Raw genomic sequence first — 23,056 nt, 5'->3', positions numbered from 1 at the left:
GCTTGAGAGTTCGCGATTAAAAGCAAGTGTTAGACCTTATTCGGATTTGATTAGAATTTCTTTTGCTGAGAGGCCTTGTTTAATCATTGGCAGCACGTGCTCTGTGTATGGCACGATGACTTCAAGCACATAAGGTCCGTCGTGAGCGATCATTTCTTCGATGGCGGCACGTAGGTCTTCGCGTTTGACGACGCGTTTACCAGCAACGCCGAAACCCTCAGAAATCTTAACAAAATCTGGATAGATGGCATCGATGTTGTCCGGGCCGCCGATGTTGTCTTTGTCGCAAAGAATGGTTTGCCCGCGGACACTTTCGTAGAGCAGGTCTTCCCATTGAACGACCATCCCCAGATGCTGATTATTCAGGATAATGGTCTTGGCATTAATCTTCTCGATTTTCGCCGTAGCCAATTCTTGAATGTTCATCATGAAGCAACCGTCACCATCGATGTTGACAACTAACTTATCGGGAAAGGCTACTTTGGCGCCAATGGCTGCCGGAAGGCCGAAGCCCATGGTGCCGAGGCCGAGTGAACTGATGTAGGTGCGCGGTTCGCGGAACTTGAAGAATTGAGCTGTCCACATTTGGTGCTGGCCCACACCGGTTGTAATGATGGCATCGCCTTTTGTGACCTCATACAGCGTTTCGATTGCTTCTTGCTGGGTGATGTGGCCACTTTTGTCGTAGGAGAAGGGATATTCAGCCTTCCAAGCGTTAATTGTTTTGAACCAAGCTGTTAGATCAGGTTTATCAAATTTGCCAGATTTGGCTAGTTCAGTCATACGCTTCAGTGCGTATTTCACATCTGAGTGGATCGGGTGCTGCACGCGCTTATTTTTATTGTGCTCAGAAACATCAATATCGATATGGACGATTTCGGCGTCCGGGGCAAATTTAGACACAACCCCAGTGATACGGTCATCAAACCGAGCACCTGCGCAGACGAGGACATCACTGTCGCAGACTGCCCAGTTGCCGGCAACGGTGCCGTGCATGCCGAACCAGTAGAGCGACTGTGGGTGTTCGGCGTCAAATGCCCCCAGTCCCATGAGTGTGGAAGCTACAGGCACGCCTGTTACCTCCGCAAATTCACGCATCTCTAAGTGTGCTTCGGCTGAAATGATGCCACCGCCGATGTAGAGTACGGGCCGTTCTGAGCCACTGATTAGGTCGAGCACTTGTTGTAGCGCTTCATCGCTCGCCTGAGGCTTTGTGGATTCAATTTTATAGCCTGGTAAATCAATCTTTGCTGGGAATGTGGGGGCGTAAATGGCCTGCTGCACATCCTTGGGTATATCGATCACTACTGGGCCAGGGCGTCCGGAGGTCGCGATGTGAAATGCTTCTTTGACTACGCGTGGAAGATCTTCTTTATCCAATACCAGAAAGCTATGCTTTACAATTGGCAAAGTCATGCCGAAGAAATCGGTTTCCTGGAACGCAGTTTTTCCAATGAACTGTTGGTAAACCTGGCCAGTGATTGCGATCAGTGGGATGCTATCCATGAATGCATCTGCGATACAGGTCACCAGGTTCGTCGCTCCAGGGCCGGAAGTCGCCATGCATACGCTGGCTTTTCCAGTTGCGCGAGCGTGACCGTGGGCCATAAAGCCACCACCTTGTTCGAAGCGTGGGAGGATTGTGCGTATCTTTTGGCTTTTTGTTAATGCTTGGTGTAGCTCCATGGAAGCGCCACCGGGATAGGCATACACCACATCCACACCCTCGCGCTCTAGAGAGGCGACCAAGACATCAGCACCCTTCATTTCGGGGCCAATTTCGTCCTGTTCAGGGAAGTCGATTGCTTTATCGGTTTTCATTCGTGAGTGGTTTTTTGCTATGTGATTTGTATGTCTGAGCACTGGGCCCATGTGAAAGGGCTAGGAAGAAGACAGTAAATCGCCTACGAATCAAGCACGGAAGCTCGCTTAAAATTTCATCCAAAAGCGCTGGGCTTCCGAATCCTCCTGCACATGTATGTTTGCGCCGAAGGCTTTGCTCATTTTTTCGTGCTGCAGTAGCACTTCTCGTTTCGGGCCTGCAGCAAAGACTTTACCTTTTTTGAGTAGGAGTACATGTGTGATTTGAGGAATGATTTCTTCGACGTGGTGTGTCACTAGCACGATGGCGGGGCTTTTTTTCAGGCGCGTCAATTTTGTTAAACTGACTAAGAAGCGTTCACGTGCTACGGGGTCCAGACCGGCGCAGGGTTCGTCGAGTATCAGTAGTTGCGGATCGTTTATGAGGGCGCGCGCAATGAAAACTTTTTGTCGCTCGCCCTGGCTGAGCACACCCCAGGCCCTTTTCGCTAGTGCGCGCACCCCCATCTTTCCTAGACAGCGCAATGCTTTGTGTGAATCGACTTTCTTTTCCCGAGTCCAATAACCCAGTTGCGCACTCTGACCGCTTAATACGGTTTCGATGGCCCACTCATCGCTCGGAACACGTTGGCTTAAGGCACTGCTGACAATGCCTAATTGCTGCCGAATTTCGTTCCAGTCGCTTTCACCATAGGTTTCGCCGACCACATGAATTTCGCCGGAGGAGGGGGCACGGTAGGCGGTGATCGCAGAGAGCAGCGTTGTTTTGCCACAACCATTGGCACCTAAGATTGCCCAGTTCTCGCCTGGTTGTATGCGCCAATTGATACCTTTCAATATGTCGACATCGCCACGAGTCACTTTTAGGGATTCGACGGCTAAGAGCGGTGGGGCGGTCTGCGTGTTCTTGCAATTCATTGTGATTTCTTGTGTGAGTTTAAACGTTTATTTAATCATGTGAATACTGAGGCTGGCAGAGCGCGCGAAGGCTGAAGTGTGTTTATTTTAGCCGCAAGCGCTTTTCGTGTCTTGCGCGTTCTCTCTTCAGCTCCATATATGCAGGCATATGCCAAAGATTTTGTTTTTAGGGGATATCGTCGGCCGCCCTGGTCGTCATTTTGTGATGGAGCGTGTAGCCGCACTACGTGCTGAGTTGGATGCCGATTTTGTTATTGCGAACGCAGAGAATTCCGCCGGTGGAGCGGGCATCACTAAAAAGATTGCGGATGGATTGATTGCAGCAGGAGTCGATGCGATTACACTTGGAGACCATGTTTGGGATCAGAAGAATTTTGAAAATGAAATCGATCAGTTGGCTGCGGTATGCCGTCCTGCAAATTTACCTGAGCAAAATCCTGGTCGAACACATGTGATAGTGGAGAGGAATGGTTTTCGTCTCGCTGTGTTTACGCTGTTGGGACGTAATTATCTGGCTCTGAAGTCTAGCTGTCCATTTCGTATGGCAGATTTGAAATTAACCGAATTAAAATCTCAGTGCGATGCAGTTTTTGTGGAAGCACATATGGAGGCCACATCTGAGAAAATTGCCTTGGGATGGCATTTGGATGGTCGGGCTTCTGCAGTCGTGGGCACGCATACGCATGTACCTACTGCGGATGGACGCGTATTGCCGCAAGGGACTGCCTATTTGACTGATGCAGGGATGTGTGGCCCTTATGCATCGGTGTTGGGACGCGATGTTAGTCAAGTTCTCGCTACCTTCAAAGACGGTATGAAGCGACGTTTTCCCGTGGCTGAAGGTGATGTCAGGATTGCCGGATGTTTAATTGAGGTAGATGCTGATTCGGGGTTGAGTCTAAGTTTTCAGCGAGTGGAACTTGCAAAATAATTTGGAATCATATTCAGATACCAGATCATGCTTTAGAGATTCGTTTAAAGAGCATGCAATTTATTAATACATACACTATGAAATTACGATTTATTCCCATCTTCTTTATCGCTGCAGCAATGACTGCTCAATTACAGGGTGGATCATCTGCATCCTGCTCGTCTGTATCGTCTGTATCGTCTGTATCATCTGCATCGTGTGGGCAGGGGCCTGGGTCTCAAGCAAGTGATCTGGCTGCTTGTCAGACTAAAAACAACTGCGATGAAAAAGTAACTTGCGATGACAAGAAGGCTTGCGGCGACAAGAAGGCTTGCGGCGACAAGAAGGCTTGCGGCGACAAGAAGGCTTGCGGCGACAAGGAGGCTTGCGGCGATAAAGCAGCTTGCGATAACAAAGTCGCTTGCGGCGACAAGAAGGCTTGCGATGACAAAGCCGCGAGTGGCGATAAGCAGGGCTGTGGTGATCCGCTTAAGAAAAAAGCGGTGGCTGCAGCACCCACGCTCCCCATGCCGAAAATGGCTTGTTGCGCAGGTAAATAGTTCACAATTATTTAGTTTGTTTTCAGAGCCTGGCATCCTTTTGGGTGCCAGGCTTTATGCTTTAGTATTGGGTATTGCAGGGGTATTTCGAATGAGAAGTCATTGCTCTAGGCTTCGAGCGCGGATTCGATACAATAGCTCAGTGAAATACCCGTACGGTAATTACCGGCTAGTTTCAGCCCCGGGAAATGAGCTTCGACAGTTTGCATTTGCTGGAGTAATTCGCCATAGCCAAGCTTGTATTGTGGTATCGCACGGGGCCAGTGTGTATGATGCACAAACTTGGGCTTGCCGGCGACTCCAAGTATTTGGCGCAGTTCCGGGAGTATCTTGATGCGCAGAGTGTCCGTGTCTGGCTGCGCGAGTTTGGGTTGACGCTCGCCGCCCACGAATACGGTGAGGAGTACTTCGTCTGCAGGAGCGCGATGGGCGAATATACTTGAGGGAAAGAGCACTCCTAGAATCATGCGTTTTTCACATTCAGGTATTAATACGCCGAAACCGTCCAAGGGATGTGCGACTTCAGCACGTTTGAATGCGAGGCTGAGTACGGAAACTGGTGGATAGTCGATGGCTTTTAACGGACGTAGTGCTTTTTCCAGTGTAAGGTCGAGCGGCAGCATCGCCAATGAGTGGGCAGGAGTTGTGAGTATGACTTCATCGTAATGATGTATCTGCCCATTCCATTTTATCTGCCAATGTGAATCGATGTGTTGAATCGATTCTAAATACACGGAGGTATGTACACACTCGCCAAGGGCAGCGGCCAGCGCTTGTGGCAGTTCTGCGAGGCCATTCTCGAAAGAAATAATGCGCTTGTTCACAGTAGGCACATGTTTTTGACGATTGCCGTGCATTTTTGCGATGGCGCCTCGAATCATGCCGCCATGATTTTGCTCGAGGGCATAGAGCTTTGGGAATGCATAGCGTAAGGATAGCTGCTCGGGATCGCCTGCGTAAATGCCGCCGATTAGTGGGTTGATTGCGTATTGATAAAGTTCTTCGCCTAAGCGACGGCGTACGAAGTCAGCAGCACTCTCTTCGACATCAGGGGCCATTGGCCGAACGAAAGGCTCTTTTAAAACACGCAGTTTGCCGCTCAGGCTCCATAATGGGCTCGTTATTGCCGATAATGGTCCCATTGGCACCGCTTGGGGGCGTCCATTGCGTAAAATAAATCGTTTTTTAGCTCGAGCTGAGGCAGTAATGATACGATTTTCCAAGTTGGGAACACTGCGGAGGAAACGATCTACTGCTGCACTGTTAACCTGAATTGAGTTCGGCCCAGCTTCCGCTAGGTAGGCTCCTGAGCGGTGACTTTGTATGGCACCACCAATTCGAGGGGAGCTCTCTAGCACGACGCAGCTATGCCCACGCTGTGTGAGTTGCCAAGCGCGTGTTAGTGCAGTGATTCCGGAACCGATGATAGCTGTTTTCTTCACAGGATGTTGAGAGAATCGTGAGCGGTGAGCTTCTGCAATTTGAAAATGTCTCCCTGTGTAACTGTCACAATTAGGTGTCGTCATTGAATGCTGTTGATTCTCGAGTTTCTTTCACACTTAAAGTCAATTTTTATGAACGTATTGCTTACTTCACACGGTTCGACAGGAGATATTTATCCAGTAATTCGATTGGGTCGGGCACTGGTTGAGGCGGGGCATGAGGTGCGTTTTGCTACTGTTTCTCTGTTTCGCGATGAAATTGAGTCGGCGGGTATCGAGTTCGTGTACCTCCCGCCGGATTGGGATCAGAGTGGCTTTGCAGAAGCGATGCGTGACTTGACTAAGGCCAGACACGCCTTGGACTTGATACGAATTATTTACTCTGAATCCCTACCTTTTCTCGATGAAATATTGGAGACTTTACAGCGTGAGTTGGTGAGCGCCGATATTTTTGTCACCAGTTATGTGTTTGCCAATTTGTGCACCCTTGCACGTCAAGCTAATGTACCCTGTGTGGTGACTACATTTGCTCACAATGTGGTGCCTTCGGTCAGTTATCCTCCAGAGGGCTTACCACGTTTAGCTGCCCCCGCTTTTCTTCGTCGTCGTTGGAATCAGGTTTTGTGGAAACTCACAGATCGTGTGCTGTGTTGGCAAATTAATCGTGTAGTGGGCGAGGCGATGGCACGTCATGGTATGGGGCGCGCCGAAAGTTTTGCGTTGGAACCCGCAGATTTAGCCTTGGTGACTGTATCGGCAAAGCTCTGTCAGCCGCCGCGGCTGTGGAGCGACCGTTTTAAATTTACTGGCTATTTACGATGGCAGTCGCCAGAGGATGCAGCTTTGGAGGATACTCTTAAGAATTTTTGTCAGAACGAAGCAGTGCCGATTTTGACCTTTGGTAGCGTGACATTTGATGAAGCCCGTAAGGTGATGACGCGTTTTATGCGTAACTGGCCAGCTGGAAAAAAAATTATTATACAATCCGGATGGGCTGGTTTGACGATCGAGCGGCCAAATGATCAGATGCTACGAGTTGGGCGCGTGTCACATGATCAATTATTTCGATACGCTTCCTTAGTGATCCATCATGGTGGTGCGGGAACTACAGCGAGTGTGCTGCATGCCGGGGTGCCGCATGTCATCATTCCTCACATTGGTGATCAGTGGTTTTTTGCTTCTGAGGTTAAACGGTTGGGAGTGGGCTTGGAAGTTAAACGAAAGCGCTGGCCTGAAGATTTGCCGAAAGCGGTGCGAATGATCGAGAAGTCTAAGAAAATGCCACAGCGTGCTCGAGATTTGGCTGTTGAGTTGGCTAAAGAAGATGGTCCTGCGGCGGCTGTGCATGCTTTAGAGCAGTTGCTGCGGGGATGAGTTTTAATTGATCGAGTGCAGCTGCAAAGTCAGCGTCCATACCGGCGTGTATATCTAAGTTTCGACCGCTAGTCGGGTGGGGGATTTGTAGTCTGACTGCTCGCAGTAGTAGTATTTGTCGACCACATTGAGCTCGTAAGAATTTGTTTTGTGCGCTGTCGCCGTGTCGGGTGTCACCTAGAATCGGATGACGCAGGTGTGCCATATGTCTACGTAATTGATGCGTGCGTCCGGTTTTCGGATGCAGTTCTACTAGTGAAAGTCGTGCGCTGGGGTAGCGTCCCACTGGCACCTGTATGCTAGACTGTCGCAGGCAGCGGTAGGCGGTCACTGCGGATTGCATTTTGTCCGGTCTTTCTTCGTTGCGCAGATCATAATCAATTTCGCCCGCTCCGTCGAGCCAGCCGCGTACGACAGCATGGTAAGTTTTGCTCGCGAGTTGTTGGGCAAAGACATTTTGAGCGGCGCGAGTCGCGCTCGTGTTGAGCGCAAAAAGTAGAATGCCACTGGTGGGACGATCTAAACGATGGCAGGGATTGACTGGGTGCCCCAGCTGATCGCGCAGCATTTGGACTGCAAACTCGCTAGCATGGCGATCTAGCGGGCTTCGATGCACGAGCAGACCTGCTGGTTTATCAATCGCTATGTAGTCGGCGTCTTGATATAAGATCTTTAAGTGCCGAGTTTCTGTATTTTTTGAAGTCGCCAAACTGTATGAGCTTAATGCTAAGTGGTTGAATTATCTAAATTCCCTTTGTCCGTGAATCGAGGCTAATTGACGATGAAAAGTATGTGTTCTAATTTGGATTTTCCACGTGTAAAGCTACCGAACCCTTGTGATTGCAGCAATATTTTTTAAAATGACGGGGAAGTTTTGCTGATTTCACCTAAGATTTACTGGAAAACCGTCTCGACAAAATATCTCAGAGTGAAACCCTCACCGCTTCACTGTAAAACAGGACTATCATGCAAGAACAGTTAAACGCTATCGTCGCCGAGGTACAGAAATCTGCACCTACCATACAAGCGCGCGCAGAATTTGAGGCCTACAAGGCTACTATTTCCGGCCCCAAGGGTGCCTTGACCGATGTCATGAAGGGCATGGGAAAAGTGCCGAAGCAGGACAAGCCAGCCATGGGGAAGTTAATCAACGAGGCCAAGACCGCAGTGCAAGCAGCATTTGACCAGGTGGTTGAGCGTATTGAAGCAGCTGAACTGGCTGCCAAGCTTGGCCCGGCCATCGATCCTACGCTGCCCGCGCCCGATGCCGCTCGTGGCACCCTGCATCCGATCGCTCAGGTGCGTGAAGAGATGGTGGCGCTCTTTCGACGTATAGGATTTTCTGTGGCCGAGGCGACTGAGCTCGAGACGGAGCATTATTGCTTCGATGCACTTAATATTCCGAGTGATCATCCGGCACGTGATATGCAGGATTCCTACTACTTGCCTGAGAGTTTGAAAGTTAATAATGTCAGTAAGCACGCAGACGAGAAATACCTGTTGCGCACCCATACCTCGACTGTGCAGATTCGCACCATGCTGCAATCGCAGCCTCCTATTCGTATTGTAGCACCTGGCCGTTGTTTCCGGCGTGATACTCCTGATGCAACACACAGCGCAAACTTCCACCAAATTGAGGGATTGTACGTCGATAAGAATGTCACCTTGCTCGATCTGAAGGCGACTCTGGATCATTTCGTCAAAACAATCTTTGGCCCCAAAGCAAAAACTCGTTTGCGTCCGAGTTTCTTTCCGTTTACCGAGCCTAGTTTTGAGATGGATTTCTTTTCGCCGGATCTTGGTAAGCTGAGTAACAAGTGGCTTGAAATTATGGGCTGCGGTATGGTGGACCCCGAGGTGTTTAAAGCTGTCGGTATCGATCCCGAGGCGTACACTGGCTATGCATTCGGCATGGGGATCGAGCGCATCGCCATGATATTACAAGGCGTTGATGATATTCGCTACTATTACCAAAACGATGTCCGTTTCCTAAAACAGTTTGCCTAGGCAGAATTAACTGCAGCGTCGGCTGTGCATCCGAAGCATCGAATCTATTCTTTCAATTACTTTTCATCATGAAAATTTCTTATAACTGGCTTAAAAACTATATCGACCTCGATCCGGCCGAGCACTCGCCTGAAGTGCTGGCTGAAGTCTTGCCCTTACTCGGTTTTGACATCGAGGAATATGAAAAATTGGGCCCGCCTCAATTGAACAACGTTGTCGTCGGGCAGGTGCTTGAATATATTCAGCATCCTGATGCCGATCGTTTGCGTTGCTGTAAGGTCTCAACTGGCAACGAAGGTGAAGTCCACGACATCGTCTGTGGTGCTAAAAACTTTAAGCAAGGTGACAAAGTCATGGTCGCGCTGCCAGGTGCTGTTCTACCGGGCGATTTTAAGATTAAGGCCTCCAAGTTGCGTGGGCAACCTTCTGCCGGAATGATGTGTTCCGCTAAGGAGCTACAAATTGGTCAAGATCATGATGGCATCATGATACTGTCAGCTGATACTGAATTGGGCATGCCGCTCAACGACCTCTACACGGATGGTGACACCGTCTTTGATTTGGAAATTACGCCTAACCGAGTCGACGTGCTCAGCCATATTGGTGTGGCCCGTGAGTTAGCCGCCAAATTCGGATTGAGCGTTCAGTATCCTGAGGTAAAAGCGAGTATAGAGAACGGAAGTAACGGAACAGCTCTCATCTCTGGTGTGGAAGTCAGTGCGCCTGAATTTTGTCCACACTATACTGCGATTTGTATTAAAGGCGTGACAATAGGGCCCAGTCCTAAGTGGCTCAAGGATGCCATCGAAGCTACCGGTCAGCGCTCGATTAACAATGTGGTTGATGTCACGAACTATGTGCTTCACGAAACTTGCCAGCCCTTGCACGCGTTTGACGCGGGCAAAATTCAAGGTGGTAAACTCGTGGTGCGTATGGCTGAAGCGGGCGAGGAAATCACCACGTTGGATGAAGTCGAGCGTAGTCTTACGGCTGACATGGCTGTGATTGCTGATGCTGAGCGCCCGCTGGTGGTTGCAGGTGTTATGGGCTCACTGGCGGCTGAGGTCGATCAGGACACCGTTGATGTGGTATTGGAAGCCGCTTATTTCTCTCCGACCTCCGTGCGCGCGACTTCGCGTAAATTAGGGCTTTCTTCGGATAGTTCGTATCGCTTCGAGCGCGGTATCGATCCCAAAGGGGTTACCTATGCAGCCCTACGCGCTGTCGACCTTATTCTCGAAGTTGCGGGAGGCCGCGTGGACGGCAATCAAATTGAAGTTGGGGCAGAGCCTCCCACTCTCTCCGAAGTGCAGCTGTCACCAGATCGTGTGCGTCAGTTCATTGGCTTTGAGGTCAGTGATGAGGACATTCAGAACGTACTCGAATCGCTTGGACTGGTGATTGCTGTGCACAATGCAGATGACGGCTCTGTGCGTTGGGAAGTGTCGATACCCTCCTATCGTCAAGATTTACAACGTGACGTTGATTTGATCGAAGAGTTTATCCGTGTCTATGGCACTGATAAGATTCCCGAGTCTGAGGTTGTTGCCCGCGGTATTAGCACGCAGGATCATCGCATTTACACAGTTAATGAGGCGGTGGCCGATTACTTGACTGGGCAAAACTTCGACGAAGCCTTTCTATATTCGTTGCGCGATCCTGAAGAGACAAAGTTTTTCTTTGGAGAGGAGAGCTTCAAGGTGCTGGCATTGGATAATCCACTACAAAGCGATCAGAGCCATTTGCGTCCTTCATTGATTCCCGGTTTATTAGATGTGCTGAAGTTGAATGCGGCGCGTGCTACGGGCGCGACGCGTTTCTTCGAGCGAGGCCATGTCTATCGCGAGGTGAAAGGACAGATGGTGGAGCTAGTGTCTGTCGGCTTTGTAATTGTGGCTGATCAGCTCAGCCGAGAGTGGCGTCAGCGGGAAGTTGCAGATTTTTATACGGCGCGTACCCTGGCTGGAGAGATTTTGGAAATTGCGGGCACTGCAGCCAGCAAATTGACCTTTAAACCTATTGAACAGTCTCAGCTCTGGCAACCCGGCCATTCGGCCGAGGCCGGCGATTTTGCAAAGATGGGCTTTCAAGCTACTGCTGGTCTATTGAATATGGCTATTTTGAAAGATCGATGGGATATTAAGACACCTATTATCGCTGGTTCGATTCTAATGACTCCTAAGTTCTTCGAGCGTAAAGCAAAGCGCGGCCGTCACCTCGGCATTAGTAATCAGCCCGCTTCCGCTAAGGATCTCGCACTGATTGTTGATGAGTCTGTGCTAGCTGGAGACGTCGAAAAGGACGTCGCGAAATTCGCTAGAAAAGCGACTCAGGGCTTTGACTGTGAGAGTGTCCGTATCTTCGATCAATATCAGGGGCAAGGCCTACCTGAGGGGAAGAAGAGCTTGGCTGTCAGCATGAGCTTCCGCGCTGCGGATCGTACCCTCAAGGATAAGGAGGTGAATCGCGCGTTTGAAGCAATTCAGAAATTGATTTCGGAAAAGACAGAGTACCAAATTCGGAAGTAGCGCTGAATAATTCGAATCTTGCTTTTGTGATGCACAACCTTGCCTATGCTGGCGGGGTTGTGCTGACTGCGAGTTCGATACGCTAGGTATGTATTTTAACTCTGCATTAGGGTGGACGCTTATAAGCGTTCAGGAAGTTCGTTAGACTGCCACCGTTTTATTAAGGAGCCGATCTGTGCGAAGGTGGGGGATGCACCTGTACGAACAAAGTAGCCGCTGCTACAAACCCCGCACAGTAGGATGCCTATATCATCCAAGCCAAGTAAGGTGCCACTGAGGCAACCAGCTCCAAAATTGTCTCCGGCACCTGTCGAAATGAGTGGTTTTTTTACGACGGGACCGGGGATGTATACGATGCCCTGCTTACTTGCGCATGCGGCACCATCATTGGGGTGGATGATGATGCGGTCGACATCAATGTGTTTCCGTAGGAAACCAGCGAGCTCGGCCACTGCTTGCGGGGATTTCTGCCCCGAATACTCGCCACCAAAATAAGCCCCCATTTGCCAGGCTTCTTTTAAGTTGAAGCTTAGAATTGTATGACACTGAGTCGTGATTGCTGGGAGCTCCTCTAATAAGCGATTCATATCTTCACGTGGGCGCTGCTCAAACTCGGCCAAATCCATAAAGAAGGGGAGTTGTTTTTTACGGATGCCTAATTGCTGAAGCCGACCGGCTAATTGACTCCAAATTTTACCGACATGCGGTAGTTTACCCCAATTGACAGCTCCTATGAAATCACAATTGGATAGTAATTGATCCAGTGCATCTGCCCCGACTGTTTCAATGAGGCGCTCCCAAGTGATGTCTGCGCAACTGCGCATGTCGGATAGCATCACTTTTCCATCATCAAATTCTAGACAATCGCTGTGAGCTGGTTCAGCGAGTGAGTACAGGCGGGTAGTTTTTGCAGATAACGCGTCTTCGAATATTGGGAGAATTGTATCGCGCCCCATTGCACCGATATAGGTCAGATCAATTTGTCCGTCGTATATGCCGTGTAAGGCGGAGGTGAGTAGGGGGCCGTTCCCGCCAAATTTGTCGCCATTGTGTTGCACCGGGTAGGAGGCGGCGATTCCGGCTGCAGCTGTGATTTTCGGCCCCAGTTCTGCCATCGTAGAAGGCTGTTCCATTCGAATGAAGGTATCGATGAAACCGTCAAAGCCTGTAATTCCTTTGGGCTTCGTATCCGCGCCATGGAGAATTTTTGTTATCGGAGTCTCGAGTTCATCGGAGAGCTCATTAATTGATGTATAGATCCGAGTATTCATGACCATTACTCTACAGACTTTTTCAGTTATCCCAATTGTTTTTTTTTAAGTTCAGTTCTTGAGTCGTTGTGCGCTGGGGTGGGGGGATTGTCCGTTAGTTGCGATGTCTGCTGCTTGAATTGATTAAATGTAATGCAAATGTAATTATTAAGTGGTATAAATGTAATTATTGGTATTTACATATGTAATAATTTATTACTTTATAGAGTCAGCCTTTACCTCATGCGAATTCTCGTTTTCAGGCTAACATTGTTACTGTGAATACCTCATCCCGAAAATTGTGCCCTAGCGTATTATTGTATAATTAAAATTACGTTTGAATTTTTGCATCCCGGAGACCACCAATGCTTCGATTTGTCTAATAAAAAAACATCAATAAAAATACCTAACCCCCCCCCCATACTATGAGAAAAAAATTAATTGGATTATTCACCCTCCTTGCCTCCTTGTTTATTGTAGGCTGCGGCCAAGATAACGAGGGTGCTTCCAAAGATAACGATCAGATTAAAATTGGCATGACTGTACAGTCCTTGAGTAACCCGACTTGGGCTGGCTATTGCCAGGCGATCGAGAAAGAAGTGAAAGCCCAGGGTGCCAGTATTAATTACGTTGCTTGTGATAGTAACGTGAGTAAGCAAATTACGCAGATTGAGAATTTTATCTCTAGTGGAGTGGATGTGATTATTATTCACCCTGCGGATCCTAAGGGTGTGGAATTTGCCTTAAAGCAAGCGCGCGATACTGGAATCAAAGTTCTCGCTTGGGATGATAACCTGAAGAATGCTGATCTGGCGTGGTTGATTGATAACCATGAGCTTGGTTACACCATTGGTGAGCATGCTGCTAAATGGATTAACGAGAAGCTCGGAGGCAGCGCTGAGGTTGCGATACTGAACTACCCACAACTGCCTATTTTGTTGGAGCGTGGGAATGGTATTCGCGATGCGATTATTGAATTGGCTCCTAAGGCTAAGATTGTTGCAGAAAGCAGTGCCATTGATACCAAAGAAGGCATTGAAAAGATGGAAACCATCTTTCAATCCAACCCTAATGTTAAAGTAGTATGCTCTATTGGTGGAGGTGGTTCAGTTGGCGCAAACGAAGCTGCCAAGGCTGCAGCTAAGATTACGGATGACTTTGGTATCTTTGCTGCGGATGCGACTCAACCCGAATTGTCGGCGATGAAAAATAACGAAGGCATTCGTATGACTGTTACTGTTACAGGCACCAATACAGATATCGCTAAAGAGATCTGGGATATGGTAACCATGCTTCATTCCGGTGCTGTGATCGAGAGCAAGGAAATTTACCGTGAGTTTATTCCTGTTACACAAGATAATGTAGACGCTTACTTAGGCAAATAAGTTAAAGTGTTCTAGTAGTTCCAGGTTGGCGCGTGGGTCGAATTACCTGTCACCACACATACCACAGGCCCTGCGCCAACCTGTTTTTATCATAAACCCCAACCCCTATTTACTAGCATATATGAATATTCTAGAGCTAAAGAATATCACTAAGAAATACCCCGGAGTGATTGCGCTGAACGATGTTAGCATCGAATTTGTCCAAGGAGAAGCACATGCCCTAGTCGGCGAGAATGGTGCTGGAAAATCGACTCTGATCAAAAGTTGTACAGGAGCAGTTAAGCCAAATGATGGCAGTATTGTGATCGATGGCGAAGTGTTTACCTCCCTGACGCCGCAAATCTCAGAAGCACATGGTATCGGCGTTATTTACCAAGAGTTTAATTTGGTTGGCGAACTTTCGGTCGCAGAGAATATTTTTCTGGGTCGAGCGATTCGCAAAGGCTTGGTTATTAATAAAAAAGCCATGGCACGTGAAGCCGCTGCCATTTTTGAGCAATTCAATATCGATATCGACCCCAATGAGTTGGTGAGTAATCTGACAGTCGGTTATCAACAGTTAGTCGAGATCGCCAAGGCGCTCTCACAAAAGGCTCGGATACTGATTATGGACGAGCCTTCTGCACCGCTGACGTCGGCCGAAGCAGAGCGCCTCTATCAAGTCGTAGAAAAGTTGAAGGCCAAGGGTGTGACTGTGATTTATATTTCGCACCGCATGGAGGAAATATTTCGCCTAACTGATCGCATCACCGTGCTGCGTGATGGCCAGAAAATTGCCACTGTCAAGACTAGTGAGACAAACATGGACGACTTGGTAAAGCTAATGGTCGGGCGTGAATTGAAAGAAACTTACCCGCAGCGTAAGGCCTGTATCTCTGACGAGGTTCTGATCGAAGTGAAGAACCTTTCGGGGAACGGGGTCAATGATATCAGTTTTGAAATTAGAAAGGGAGAAGTGCTCGGTTTTGCCGGTTTGATTGGAGCGGGGCGGACGGAGACTGCGGAACTACTCTTCGGCGCGGCTAAACGAACGGGCGGCAGCGTCCGACTTCATGGTAAGGAAGTTCATCCTAAGACGCCTCGTGATGCTATTGACAGCGGCATCGCGTTAGTGCCGGAAGATCGCAAGGGGAAGGGAGCCTTATTGGATATGACCATTCGCAGCAATACCAGCATGGCGGTATTAGAGCGTATTTCTAATTTTTTTACTATCGATCTCAAGGAAGAGAAACGGCTTGCCGAAGAATACAAGCAGTCGATTCGCATCAAGACGCCTTCGGTTGAACAGAAAATTAAGAATTTAAGTGGTGGTAATCAACAAAAGGTGATCATTGCGCGCTGGCTGGCCTCCAAGCCTGAACTAGTGATTTTTGATGAGCCCACCCGAGGTATCGATGTGGGAGCTAAATCAGAGATCTATACCTTGGTCAATTCACTGGTGGAAGCTGGTAAATCTGTGCTGATGATTTCTTCTGAAATGGAGGAAGTAATGGGGATGTCTGACCGAATCGTTGTGCTGTGTGACGGCAAAATCTCGGGGAGCTTGGACCGTAAGGACTTTAATCAAGAAACAATCATGAATTTCGCATCTCAAAAATAGGAGAACAATATAATGGGACATTTAGAAAATTTAAAAGGCACGGCTAAGGCCGTCGATTTCGCGAAACAGAACGGCATTTATATCGTTTTATTCGCACTCATCGGATTCTTCTCCTTCGCGTCGGAGAACTTTCTCGTTAGTCATAACTTAATGAACGTTGCCCGTCAGGTATCGATGCTTGGTATTGCTGCGGTTGGTTTTGCATTCGTTTTATTATTAGGTGGCATCGATCTCTCTGTTGGTTCTGTCATCACATTAGTGAACGTCGTCTGTGGCTGGTTTATGGTCAACGCTGGTATGAATCCAGTACTGGCGATTTTTATTACATTAACCATGGCCACATTGATTGGCTTTGCGAATGGTTGGATTATTGCCAATATAGAGATGCCGCCGTTGATTGTGACGCTGGCAATGATGATCATTATTGAAGGAGTGGCGTTCTTGATTAGTAAAGGTTTGCCGATTTATGGTTTTCCAGACTCCTTTGCTGTGATTGGTCAAGGCTATCTTGGGCCGATTCCGATTCCAGTGGTTATCATGATTGTGATTTTGGCGATCGGTGCCTTTATTCTTAATAAGACTTATTTTGGACGTTATTTTTATGCCGTGGGCGGTAATGAGGAAGCTGCCAAGCTTTCCGGAATTAAAGTTAAGAATGTCAAATATCTTGTGTATTCGCTGTCCGGCTTCTTCGCAGGCGTTGCTGGTATCGTTATTCTTTCCAGGACAAACTCTGCAACAGTTACGGCCGGTAAAATGCTGGAACTTGAAATATTGACTGCATGCGTGCTAGGCGGGGTCAGTGTGACTGGTGGCGTTGGGCGCATTTCAAATGTTATCGCCGGTGTGTTGATCCTAGGCGTGCTTAGTAATGGCATGGTTTTGATGAATGTCACGGAATTCACGCAAATGGTGATTAAAGGATCCGTGTTGTTGATCGCTGTCGCATTCGATTGCTTGCAACATCGCAAGGCAAGTTAACCCATATACGCAGGAGGTCTATACCATGAATACAATAGCAATATCCCGACTGCTTGGTAGTGATGCCGGCAGAATCGCTCAGAAAGTAGCTGATTCTTTAGGTTACGACTTAGTGGATAAATCAATTTTGCAAGGAACTCTGCAGCAATACGGATTGACGCGCTTTGGTGAGCTTTACACTTCGCCACCCAATCTCTGGGATTTGGCTAATTCTAAGAATCTGGAAATGGTTTCCATGTTGAACGAAACCATGCAGGCGCTGGCGTACCGCGGACGCACTGTAATTCTAGCTCGAGGTGGTTATGTCGCACTCAATAAATACGCAGATGTGCTCAATGTGCGGCTTCATGCTCCTACAGATGTTCGAGTGGAACGTGTTATGGCGCGTGAACGCATTACTGATCGATCTAAAGCAGCGTGTCAGGTGGCGGCCGATGACAAAGCACGAATTAAATTCGTGGAACGATTTTACGGATGCAAATGGCACGATGAAAGTGATTTCGATTTAGTTATGAATACCGATTTAATACCTGCGACAACGGCTGAAGCCTGGATCATCGATGCCATCGCGATGTTAGAGGCCAAGACGGTTCCTGCAAATGCCTTGTTAGCGAAAAATACCAAAGTGGATCCACTTTTATTGAGTGCCATCGAAGAAGCTTTGGAGCTCCGTGTTTAGTTTCAGCCTGCGGTGCTTCGTTACCGCTTAGGCAATACGCACAGACAAACGATACATTTCACCTCAGTCAAATAATACAACCCCCAAAAACATACATCATATGAAAACTATCAATCCCCGTTTCTTACTCTCCGCAGCATTCCTTGCTTCGTCCAGTTGTGCACTGGCTGATTATGTGGATTCCGGACCCATACTCGAACGTGAGCGTCTCACGGGTGACTGGGGCGGATCTCGGACCAGCTTGGAGAACGCTGGAATTACGCCTTTCTTTTATTACGATGCGATCGTCGGTGCCAATGTTTCAGGTGGCATTCAGGATGACGAAGAATTTACGGGGCAGATCTACGCAGGTCTGGACCTGGACCTAGAGAAACTCTTCGATTGGGAGGCCACCACGATGAAGATTTCGATGGTCAATCGCCATGGTGATAGCGTTTCCAAAAGTGTTGGCGGAATTTACGATCCTATGACTATTTATGGCGGCCCTGATGGTCAGGAAACGATCTTATATCAAATTGCAATTGATACTTACATCAACGATCAGTTGTCGTTGAAGTTTGGACGTGATAGTCAGGATTCTGATTTTGCGAACGATGATCTGTATCGTTATTCACTCAGCACCTCAATTAACGGTCCCATTCGCGCAATGATGCTGAATGAAATCCAAATTGTGTCCTTTCCTTTGGCAGTTTGGCATGCCCGTATCAAATATGAGGTCAATGACGAACACATGTTTAAGTTCGGAGCTTACCAAAATAATGAAAATATCTGGGAAAATATTCCAGGCACAGATTTTGGTATCGATTCGGATGATGGCATTACTTACATGGCTCAGTACGATTGGACGCCCATGATCAATGATCGTCCAGCTCAGCTTTATGTAGGTGTGGCTCATACTGAGTTAGATTATACTGACTTCAAAGGGGAGAGTGCCAACAGTCTTTCACGTCTCTACGCTCACTTTGATTTTCAGCCTAACGAAAATCTAACTTTGTTTGCTTTTGGTGCTTATACTAGCCAAGAGGAGTTAGCTCAGACTCCGTTACAAGTTAGTGCGGGTGCTAATTACAAAGGTTTGATCCCCGGACGTGATGAGGATCGTACGGTTGCATTTGTTACCTACGCTGAACTCAGTGATGATTACGGCGATTCTATCGGTGAGGATCTTGACTACGAAATGGTTTTTGAATTAGGCCATCGTGTTCAGTTGACTCCTGCATTCTATATTCAGCCATCTGTGCAGTATATCAAAAATCCAGGTGGCACTGGTGATATTGATGACGCTGTAGTTGTGGGTGCTTGGTTAGGTATGTCATTCTAAATTCGTATTGCCAACGCCATATTCTAATTCTCATTTTATTATCACGGAGCCTGTTCATTGCGAACAGGCTCCGTTTGTTTTGAAGGCTGAATTATACTGCGGCTAAGTTCTGATTTGGAATTGATTTTGCTACAACACGAGAACAGCCCGTTATAAATTGTGTCATATTTTTGACATAATGCGGTCTTTATGGAACCACTATTTCTATGAATACATTACTTGATCGTTTCGAGTCCTTTCAATCAGAAGATCATTTACTTGTGGATTGGCTTTTAGCCTTGGCTGTTACATTTGTGCTCTTTTTGACCTTGCGCTTGATGTTCAGTATTTTGAAGCGACGCGTGGGGAGTTTAAGTCAGAAGACCGCAACTATTGCGGACGATTTAGTGGCCGCGGCTTTGGACGCGACGAAGAATTTTAGTTTGTTGGTTGCTTCCGCTTGGGGTGGTTTACAATTCGTTGACTTGGGTCAGGCAGAGAGTTATGTGGATTTTGCACTTTTAATTGTGATCACCTTACAGGTGGCTATTTGGGCGAACCGTATGGTGAGTGCATATATTACTTTTTATTCGGATGCAAAAATGCAGGACAATCCGAGTGCGGTTTCTGCTGTCCAAGGGATGTCTTTTATCGTTCGTTTAATTATTTGGTCCTTGGCTCTACTACTTGTCATCGACAATCTGGGGTATGATGTGACTGCGTTGGTCGCTGGCTTGGGGATTGGTGGTATCGCAGTTGCGTTAGCCTTACAGAATATTTTGGGGGACCTATTTGCCTCATTGTCGATCGTGTTGGACAAGCCCTTCGTGATTGGTGACTTTATCATTGTGGGGGATCTGATGGGGGGAGTGGAAAAGATCGGCCTTAAAACCACTCGCGTGCGCAGCCTGTCGGGGGAACAATTAATTTTCTCGAATACAGATCTTTTGAATAGCCGGGTGCGCAACTATAAGCGTATGCAAGAACGTCGTGTGCCCTTCAGCTTTGGGGTGCTGTATCAAACGACTCCGGAGCAGTTGCAAGCAATTCCAGCTAAGCTTAGAGAGATTATCGAGAATATTGATCATACTCGCTTTGACCGAGCCCACTTTAAGGGTTTTGGAGCGAGCTCATATGATTTTGAGGTCGTTTATTATGTGCTGTCGGCAGACTACGTTGCTTATATGGATATACAGCAGAAAATTAATTTAGCGCTTTGCCGTTGGTTTGCTGAGGTGGGGATTGATTTTGCTTATCCGACACGCACTGTTTATTTGAAGCAGGATGATGAGGGACAGCTGGAGACCTCATAATCTTGAGACTTTATTCATGTCGCGTAGGCCAGACACCTATCCTGTTGATCTCTAGATTGTTACGGGCAGGTTAAATGGGGGTGTCTGTGTTGTCTTTCATGGGAGTATATTGGATGTTCAGATTACTCAATCGCATTAATTCTCATTTGTTAGAGTTATACTAGGTCTGTATGTTAGATGGCTAGTTCGGCTCCATGTATGCTTAATCTAGAATTGTCTTTTAATACAAATTTTCTTTAGACAGTGTGCGTTTAGGAACTATTTGTTTATGCGCTTTAATCAGACCACTGGTATTCATATATTAATAATATTATTTTGCTTCTTTTTAGGATGTATGACCGAGGCGCGAACTTGGACCTCGACCGATGGCCGTACTTTGGAGGGCGAGCTGGTTTCGGTCGATGAATTAGGTGTTCATGTGCGCCGGGATATGGATGGACGATTCGTTACTATCCCGCGTTCTATGTTATCGGCTGCTGATCTGGCTTACATCGAAGGGGGGGCTGCCGAGCTAGAGTTAGAGCCTGAATTGGAGCCAGAACTAGAGGCAGAATTAGGGCCAGAGTCGGAGTCGGACTCCGCAGTTTCGCAACTTGTAAATACTGAATCCGAGGATGCGCACCGCAAGCGAGCGTCGATTAGCCGTTTAGTGACTATGCAGGCGCAATTGGCTAATTTAACGTATCGCAACTTTGAGCGTGAAATCGCTTGGGCTGAGGGGATTACCATGCCTGCTGCCTTACTCAATACTGAGGCTGGGAAAATATTAGAAGGATATTGTGAGCGTTGGTTGGCGAATGAGCCTGATCGTGTCGGTTTTATTCAGTTTGATGTGTCGACATTGCCCACAGATGCTGTGGATGGTCCTGTGGCTGACGCCTTGGTTTTAGGATTGAGGACTCGGATCAGTCAGGATTATATATATAAGACGATGGAGCATTCTCTTTATGTTGAGAATGTTGAACGCTTGAATGATTCTCATTGGATATTGGTTGTGGGCCGCACTGCCGATGGAAAACCCGATTTTTCTAAAACGGAGCTGATGGAACTAAAGTCTGCTGACGGAGTGATGGAACGCCTGACAGTTGCTCGCCCTGCAGTGGCCGAGGATCGTCAGGTCTGGATGACCGGAGATTGGGTTTATAGCGTAGTTTCACTTCCTGAGAATGGAGATGGAATGGAGGGATTGTTGATCAATTTTGGCACCGAGGCTGGGCTGCAAATTGCCTTGAAGCGTGTGGAAACCGTGCTTTTTAATGACTCGGGTGAACGTGTTTGGGATGTTCTTATTCAGGACTCTCAGAATACACGTAATCGTGTCTTTGAGGTTTGGCATGCCGGAACTGCTTTCGATTTTGATTTGAACGGAATCCGTGATCAATTCTTTTTAATTTCAAATCGTTTATCTAAATATAATTTGCGCTTTACCCAGCGCTTTGATGCCGAGTTCGGCGGCGAAGCCTCGATTGTAATGATGCATACTTCAGGGGCTGTTCATAATTTAATAGAAAGTGGTTTGGATGGTATTTATATTAAACGTAATGCTTCCTTGTTCAAAAGGCGTTGGTCCGACTTTTCTACTTGGCTGAATACGTTTAAGTATCTCGAGGCCAACGAGGGGTCGATCGCGTTCGAATTCTGGGATCCGGTGGGTGCCGGTTTAGCTGGTATGTTTGCGCATTACGTGATGACACCAAATCTTGGCAGCCTGCAGCGGCATACTGTATTTGGAGGGGAGAACCCTACTGCATGGCTGGGCGAAGCTGTGGGGGCTACACGCTATTTGGATGAAATGAATGCTGTTTCCAATAAAATCGATTTAGGCGAAAACCTTTATACGCTTTATCCGAAACGTGTTGGCCAGAATCAGACTGCTGAAGCGGGGGACGATCAGGCAATTATGGGGAGCCGCTATCGATTTAAAATTGATGGTCATATGCATCCCGATCTGAATTTGTTTGGAGAGGCTTCTTCGACTGAATTGGGAGAATTAAAGTTGTCGTTACAGCCAGTGCTTGCCCCCTGGTTTGGAGATCCTGTAGCAGTGGGGGATATGCTGGAGGGAGAACCGCGTTATTATTTCCCTATAGATGATAAATTTACGGATTTCATGAGTCATCACAATGGCTATCGCTGGCGTTTGTTGGCTGAGGCGGATTATTCCTTTATAGATATCGTATTAGAGGTTCCAGCAAGCGCAGCGTGGTTACACTTTAACTGGGTGAGTGGTCAAGAGCGTGAGGCTTTTGTAAAAGTTGTTGATTCCAATGATGATGGCAGCGCCGCTCCACTTGGGAAATGGAAACTTCAGCGAGCTTCTACAGGGCAGGGGCTCGATTCCAAATATAGTGTTGATTTATCTGCCTACGCGGGGCAGCGCATTCAACTTCGCTTTGCAGTACAGCATGCTGGTGGGCCAGCCAACTTGGCTTGGACTCATTTAAGCTCCATGAGCTTGAATGCATCTAAAATACCCGTGAAGGTGGCTCCAGCACTCGCTAACATTTCCAGTCAATCCATTCCAGTAGGACCGGTGCTACAAGCTCTTAGCTTCTCTCTGAGTGATTTACCAGCCGCTGAGCTGTGGGCGGAACTTTCCTGGACTGGGCGTCAGCCATTAAACCTGAAAAACATGCGTGTCGAGGGGCTGAGTCCGGTCGTGTATCGGGAATTTGAAAATGGGGTTATTTTTATTAATCCTTCACCAGATACAGTGGAGTTCGATCTTAAGCAATTGTTTCCCGATGAGAGTTTCGAGTGGATGGATCCAGTTAACCAGGGGACACGTATCTATCGGGATATTCAACTTAAACCGCGTACTTCAGTGGCAATTAAACGCTCGTAGTTCACTGATACGCTTCAATCTCCTGTAGTTGGAGCCGTTGTTTATGACAGCATCACTAATGGTCTCAATAGCTCCACTAATAGCTATTGAGACGCAATATCAATCCTTGACGACATTTTTGATACTGAGTCTCATTGTTAACT

Annotated in this window: 17 protein-coding genes; 12 read left to right on the top strand and 5 right to left on the bottom strand. The window is 47.7% G+C overall.

Annotated elements, in window-relative coordinates:
• Positions 1–36: 36 nt before the first annotated feature.
• Positions 37–1,821 carry a biosynthetic-type acetolactate synthase large subunit gene (gene ilvB / locus QEH59_RS00340; protein ID WP_308983361.1) on the bottom strand — a complete coding sequence of 595 codons (1,785 nt, stop codon included), beginning with the start codon at positions 1,819–1,821 and terminating at the stop codon, positions 37–39.
• A gap of 108 nt (positions 1,822–1,929) precedes the next feature.
• Complete coding sequence (locus tag QEH59_RS00335) at positions 1,930–2,739, bottom strand: ABC transporter ATP-binding protein (protein ID WP_308983360.1); 810 nt, start codon at positions 2,737–2,739, stop codon at positions 1,930–1,932.
• Between the two features lie 148 nt (positions 2,740–2,887).
• Here QEH59_RS00335 and QEH59_RS00330 point away from each other — a divergent pair, with 148 nt between their 5' ends.
• Both QEH59_RS00330 and QEH59_RS00325 read left to right on the top strand, forming a co-directional pair.
• The gene (locus tag QEH59_RS00330; protein WP_308983359.1) at positions 2,888–3,670 is read left to right on the top strand and encodes a TIGR00282 family metallophosphoesterase; all 783 of its coding nucleotides are present in this window, start codon (positions 2,888–2,890) and stop codon (positions 3,668–3,670) included.
• A 77-nt stretch (positions 3,671–3,747) separates the two neighbouring features.
• The gene (locus QEH59_RS00325) at positions 3,748–4,209 is read left to right on the top strand and encodes a hypothetical protein (protein WP_308983358.1); all 462 of its coding nucleotides are present in this window, start codon (positions 3,748–3,750) and stop codon (positions 4,207–4,209) included.
• Between the two features lie 107 nt (positions 4,210–4,316).
• Here the strand turns inward: QEH59_RS00325 and hemG are convergent, their stop codons facing one another.
• Positions 4,317–5,651 (bottom strand): protoporphyrinogen oxidase, encoded by a 1,335-nt coding sequence (gene hemG / locus QEH59_RS00320; RefSeq protein ID WP_308983357.1) that lies wholly within the window; start codon positions 5,649–5,651, stop codon positions 4,317–4,319.
• Positions 5,652–5,783: 132 nt separating this feature from the next.
• Here hemG and QEH59_RS00315 point away from each other — a divergent pair, with 132 nt between their 5' ends.
• Entirely contained in the window at positions 5,784–7,025 is a 1,242-nt protein-coding gene (locus tag QEH59_RS00315; RefSeq protein WP_308983356.1) for a glycosyltransferase, read from the top strand.
• On the opposite strand, the gene QEH59_RS00310 is transcribed toward QEH59_RS00315, so the two are convergent.
• Entirely contained in the window at positions 6,967–7,734 is a 768-nt protein-coding gene (locus QEH59_RS00310; protein ID WP_308983355.1) for a pseudouridine synthase, read from the bottom strand. The two genes, QEH59_RS00315 and QEH59_RS00310, sit on opposite strands and share 59 nt — an antisense overlap.
• A 257-nt stretch (positions 7,735–7,991) precedes the next feature.
• On the opposite strand from QEH59_RS00310, the gene pheS reads away from it, so the two are divergent.
• Positions 7,992–9,032 (top strand): phenylalanine--tRNA ligase subunit alpha, encoded by a 1,041-nt coding sequence (gene pheS / locus QEH59_RS00305; protein ID WP_308983354.1) that lies wholly within the window; start codon positions 7,992–7,994, stop codon positions 9,030–9,032.
• A gap of 68 nt (positions 9,033–9,100) precedes the next feature.
• On the top strand, positions 9,101–11,560 hold the full coding sequence (pheT, locus tag QEH59_RS00300; RefSeq protein ID WP_308983353.1) for a phenylalanine--tRNA ligase subunit beta: 2,460 nt from the start codon (positions 9,101–9,103) through the stop codon (positions 11,558–11,560).
• 119 nt (positions 11,561–11,679) lie between these two features.
• Here the strand turns inward: pheT and QEH59_RS00295 are convergent, their stop codons facing one another.
• Positions 11,680–12,831: a hypothetical protein gene (locus tag QEH59_RS00295; RefSeq protein ID WP_308983352.1), complete on the bottom strand. Its 1,152-nt coding sequence runs from the start codon at positions 12,829–12,831 to the stop codon at positions 11,680–11,682.
• Between the two features lie 404 nt (positions 12,832–13,235).
• Between QEH59_RS00295 and QEH59_RS00290 the strand changes: the two genes are divergently transcribed.
• The 7 genes from QEH59_RS00290 (at position 13,236) to QEH59_RS00260 (ending at position 22,913) form a co-directional block, all read left to right on the top strand.
• The gene (locus QEH59_RS00290; RefSeq protein ID WP_308983351.1) at positions 13,236–14,195 is read left to right on the top strand and encodes a sugar ABC transporter substrate-binding protein; all 960 of its coding nucleotides are present in this window, start codon (positions 13,236–13,238) and stop codon (positions 14,193–14,195) included.
• 121 nt (positions 14,196–14,316) lie between these two features.
• Positions 14,317–15,795 (top strand): sugar ABC transporter ATP-binding protein, encoded by a 1,479-nt coding sequence (locus QEH59_RS00285; protein WP_308983350.1) that lies wholly within the window; start codon positions 14,317–14,319, stop codon positions 15,793–15,795.
• Positions 15,796–15,807: 12 nt separating this feature from the next.
• Positions 15,808–16,776, top strand: a complete 969-nt coding sequence (locus tag QEH59_RS00280) for an ABC transporter permease (RefSeq protein WP_308983349.1) — start codon at positions 15,808–15,810, stop codon at positions 16,774–16,776.
• A gap of 25 nt (positions 16,777–16,801) precedes the next feature.
• Complete coding sequence (locus QEH59_RS00275; RefSeq protein WP_308983348.1) at positions 16,802–17,455, top strand: cytidylate kinase-like family protein; 654 nt, start codon at positions 16,802–16,804, stop codon at positions 17,453–17,455.
• Positions 17,456–17,555: 100 nt separating this feature from the next.
• On the top strand, positions 17,556–18,776 hold the full coding sequence (locus QEH59_RS00270) for a carbohydrate porin (protein ID WP_308983347.1): 1,221 nt from the start codon (positions 17,556–17,558) through the stop codon (positions 18,774–18,776).
• A gap of 206 nt (positions 18,777–18,982) precedes the next feature.
• Complete coding sequence (locus QEH59_RS00265) at positions 18,983–20,068, top strand: mechanosensitive ion channel family protein (protein ID WP_308983346.1); 1,086 nt, start codon at positions 18,983–18,985, stop codon at positions 20,066–20,068.
• Between the two features lie 334 nt (positions 20,069–20,402).
• A complete protein-coding gene (locus QEH59_RS00260; protein ID WP_308983345.1) occupies positions 20,403–22,913 on the top strand; it encodes a hypothetical protein in 2,511 nt (836 codons plus the stop codon).
• Positions 22,914–23,056 lie beyond the last annotated feature (143 nt).

Source organism: Thalassobacterium sedimentorum (assembly GCF_031127905.1).
In the GTDB taxonomy this organism is placed as follows: Bacteria; Verrucomicrobiota; Verrucomicrobiia; order Opitutales; family Coraliomargaritaceae; genus Thalassobacterium; species Thalassobacterium sedimentorum.
The sequence above is the reverse complement of the archived record's forward strand: the minus strand, read 5'-3'. Positions and strand labels throughout refer to the sequence as shown.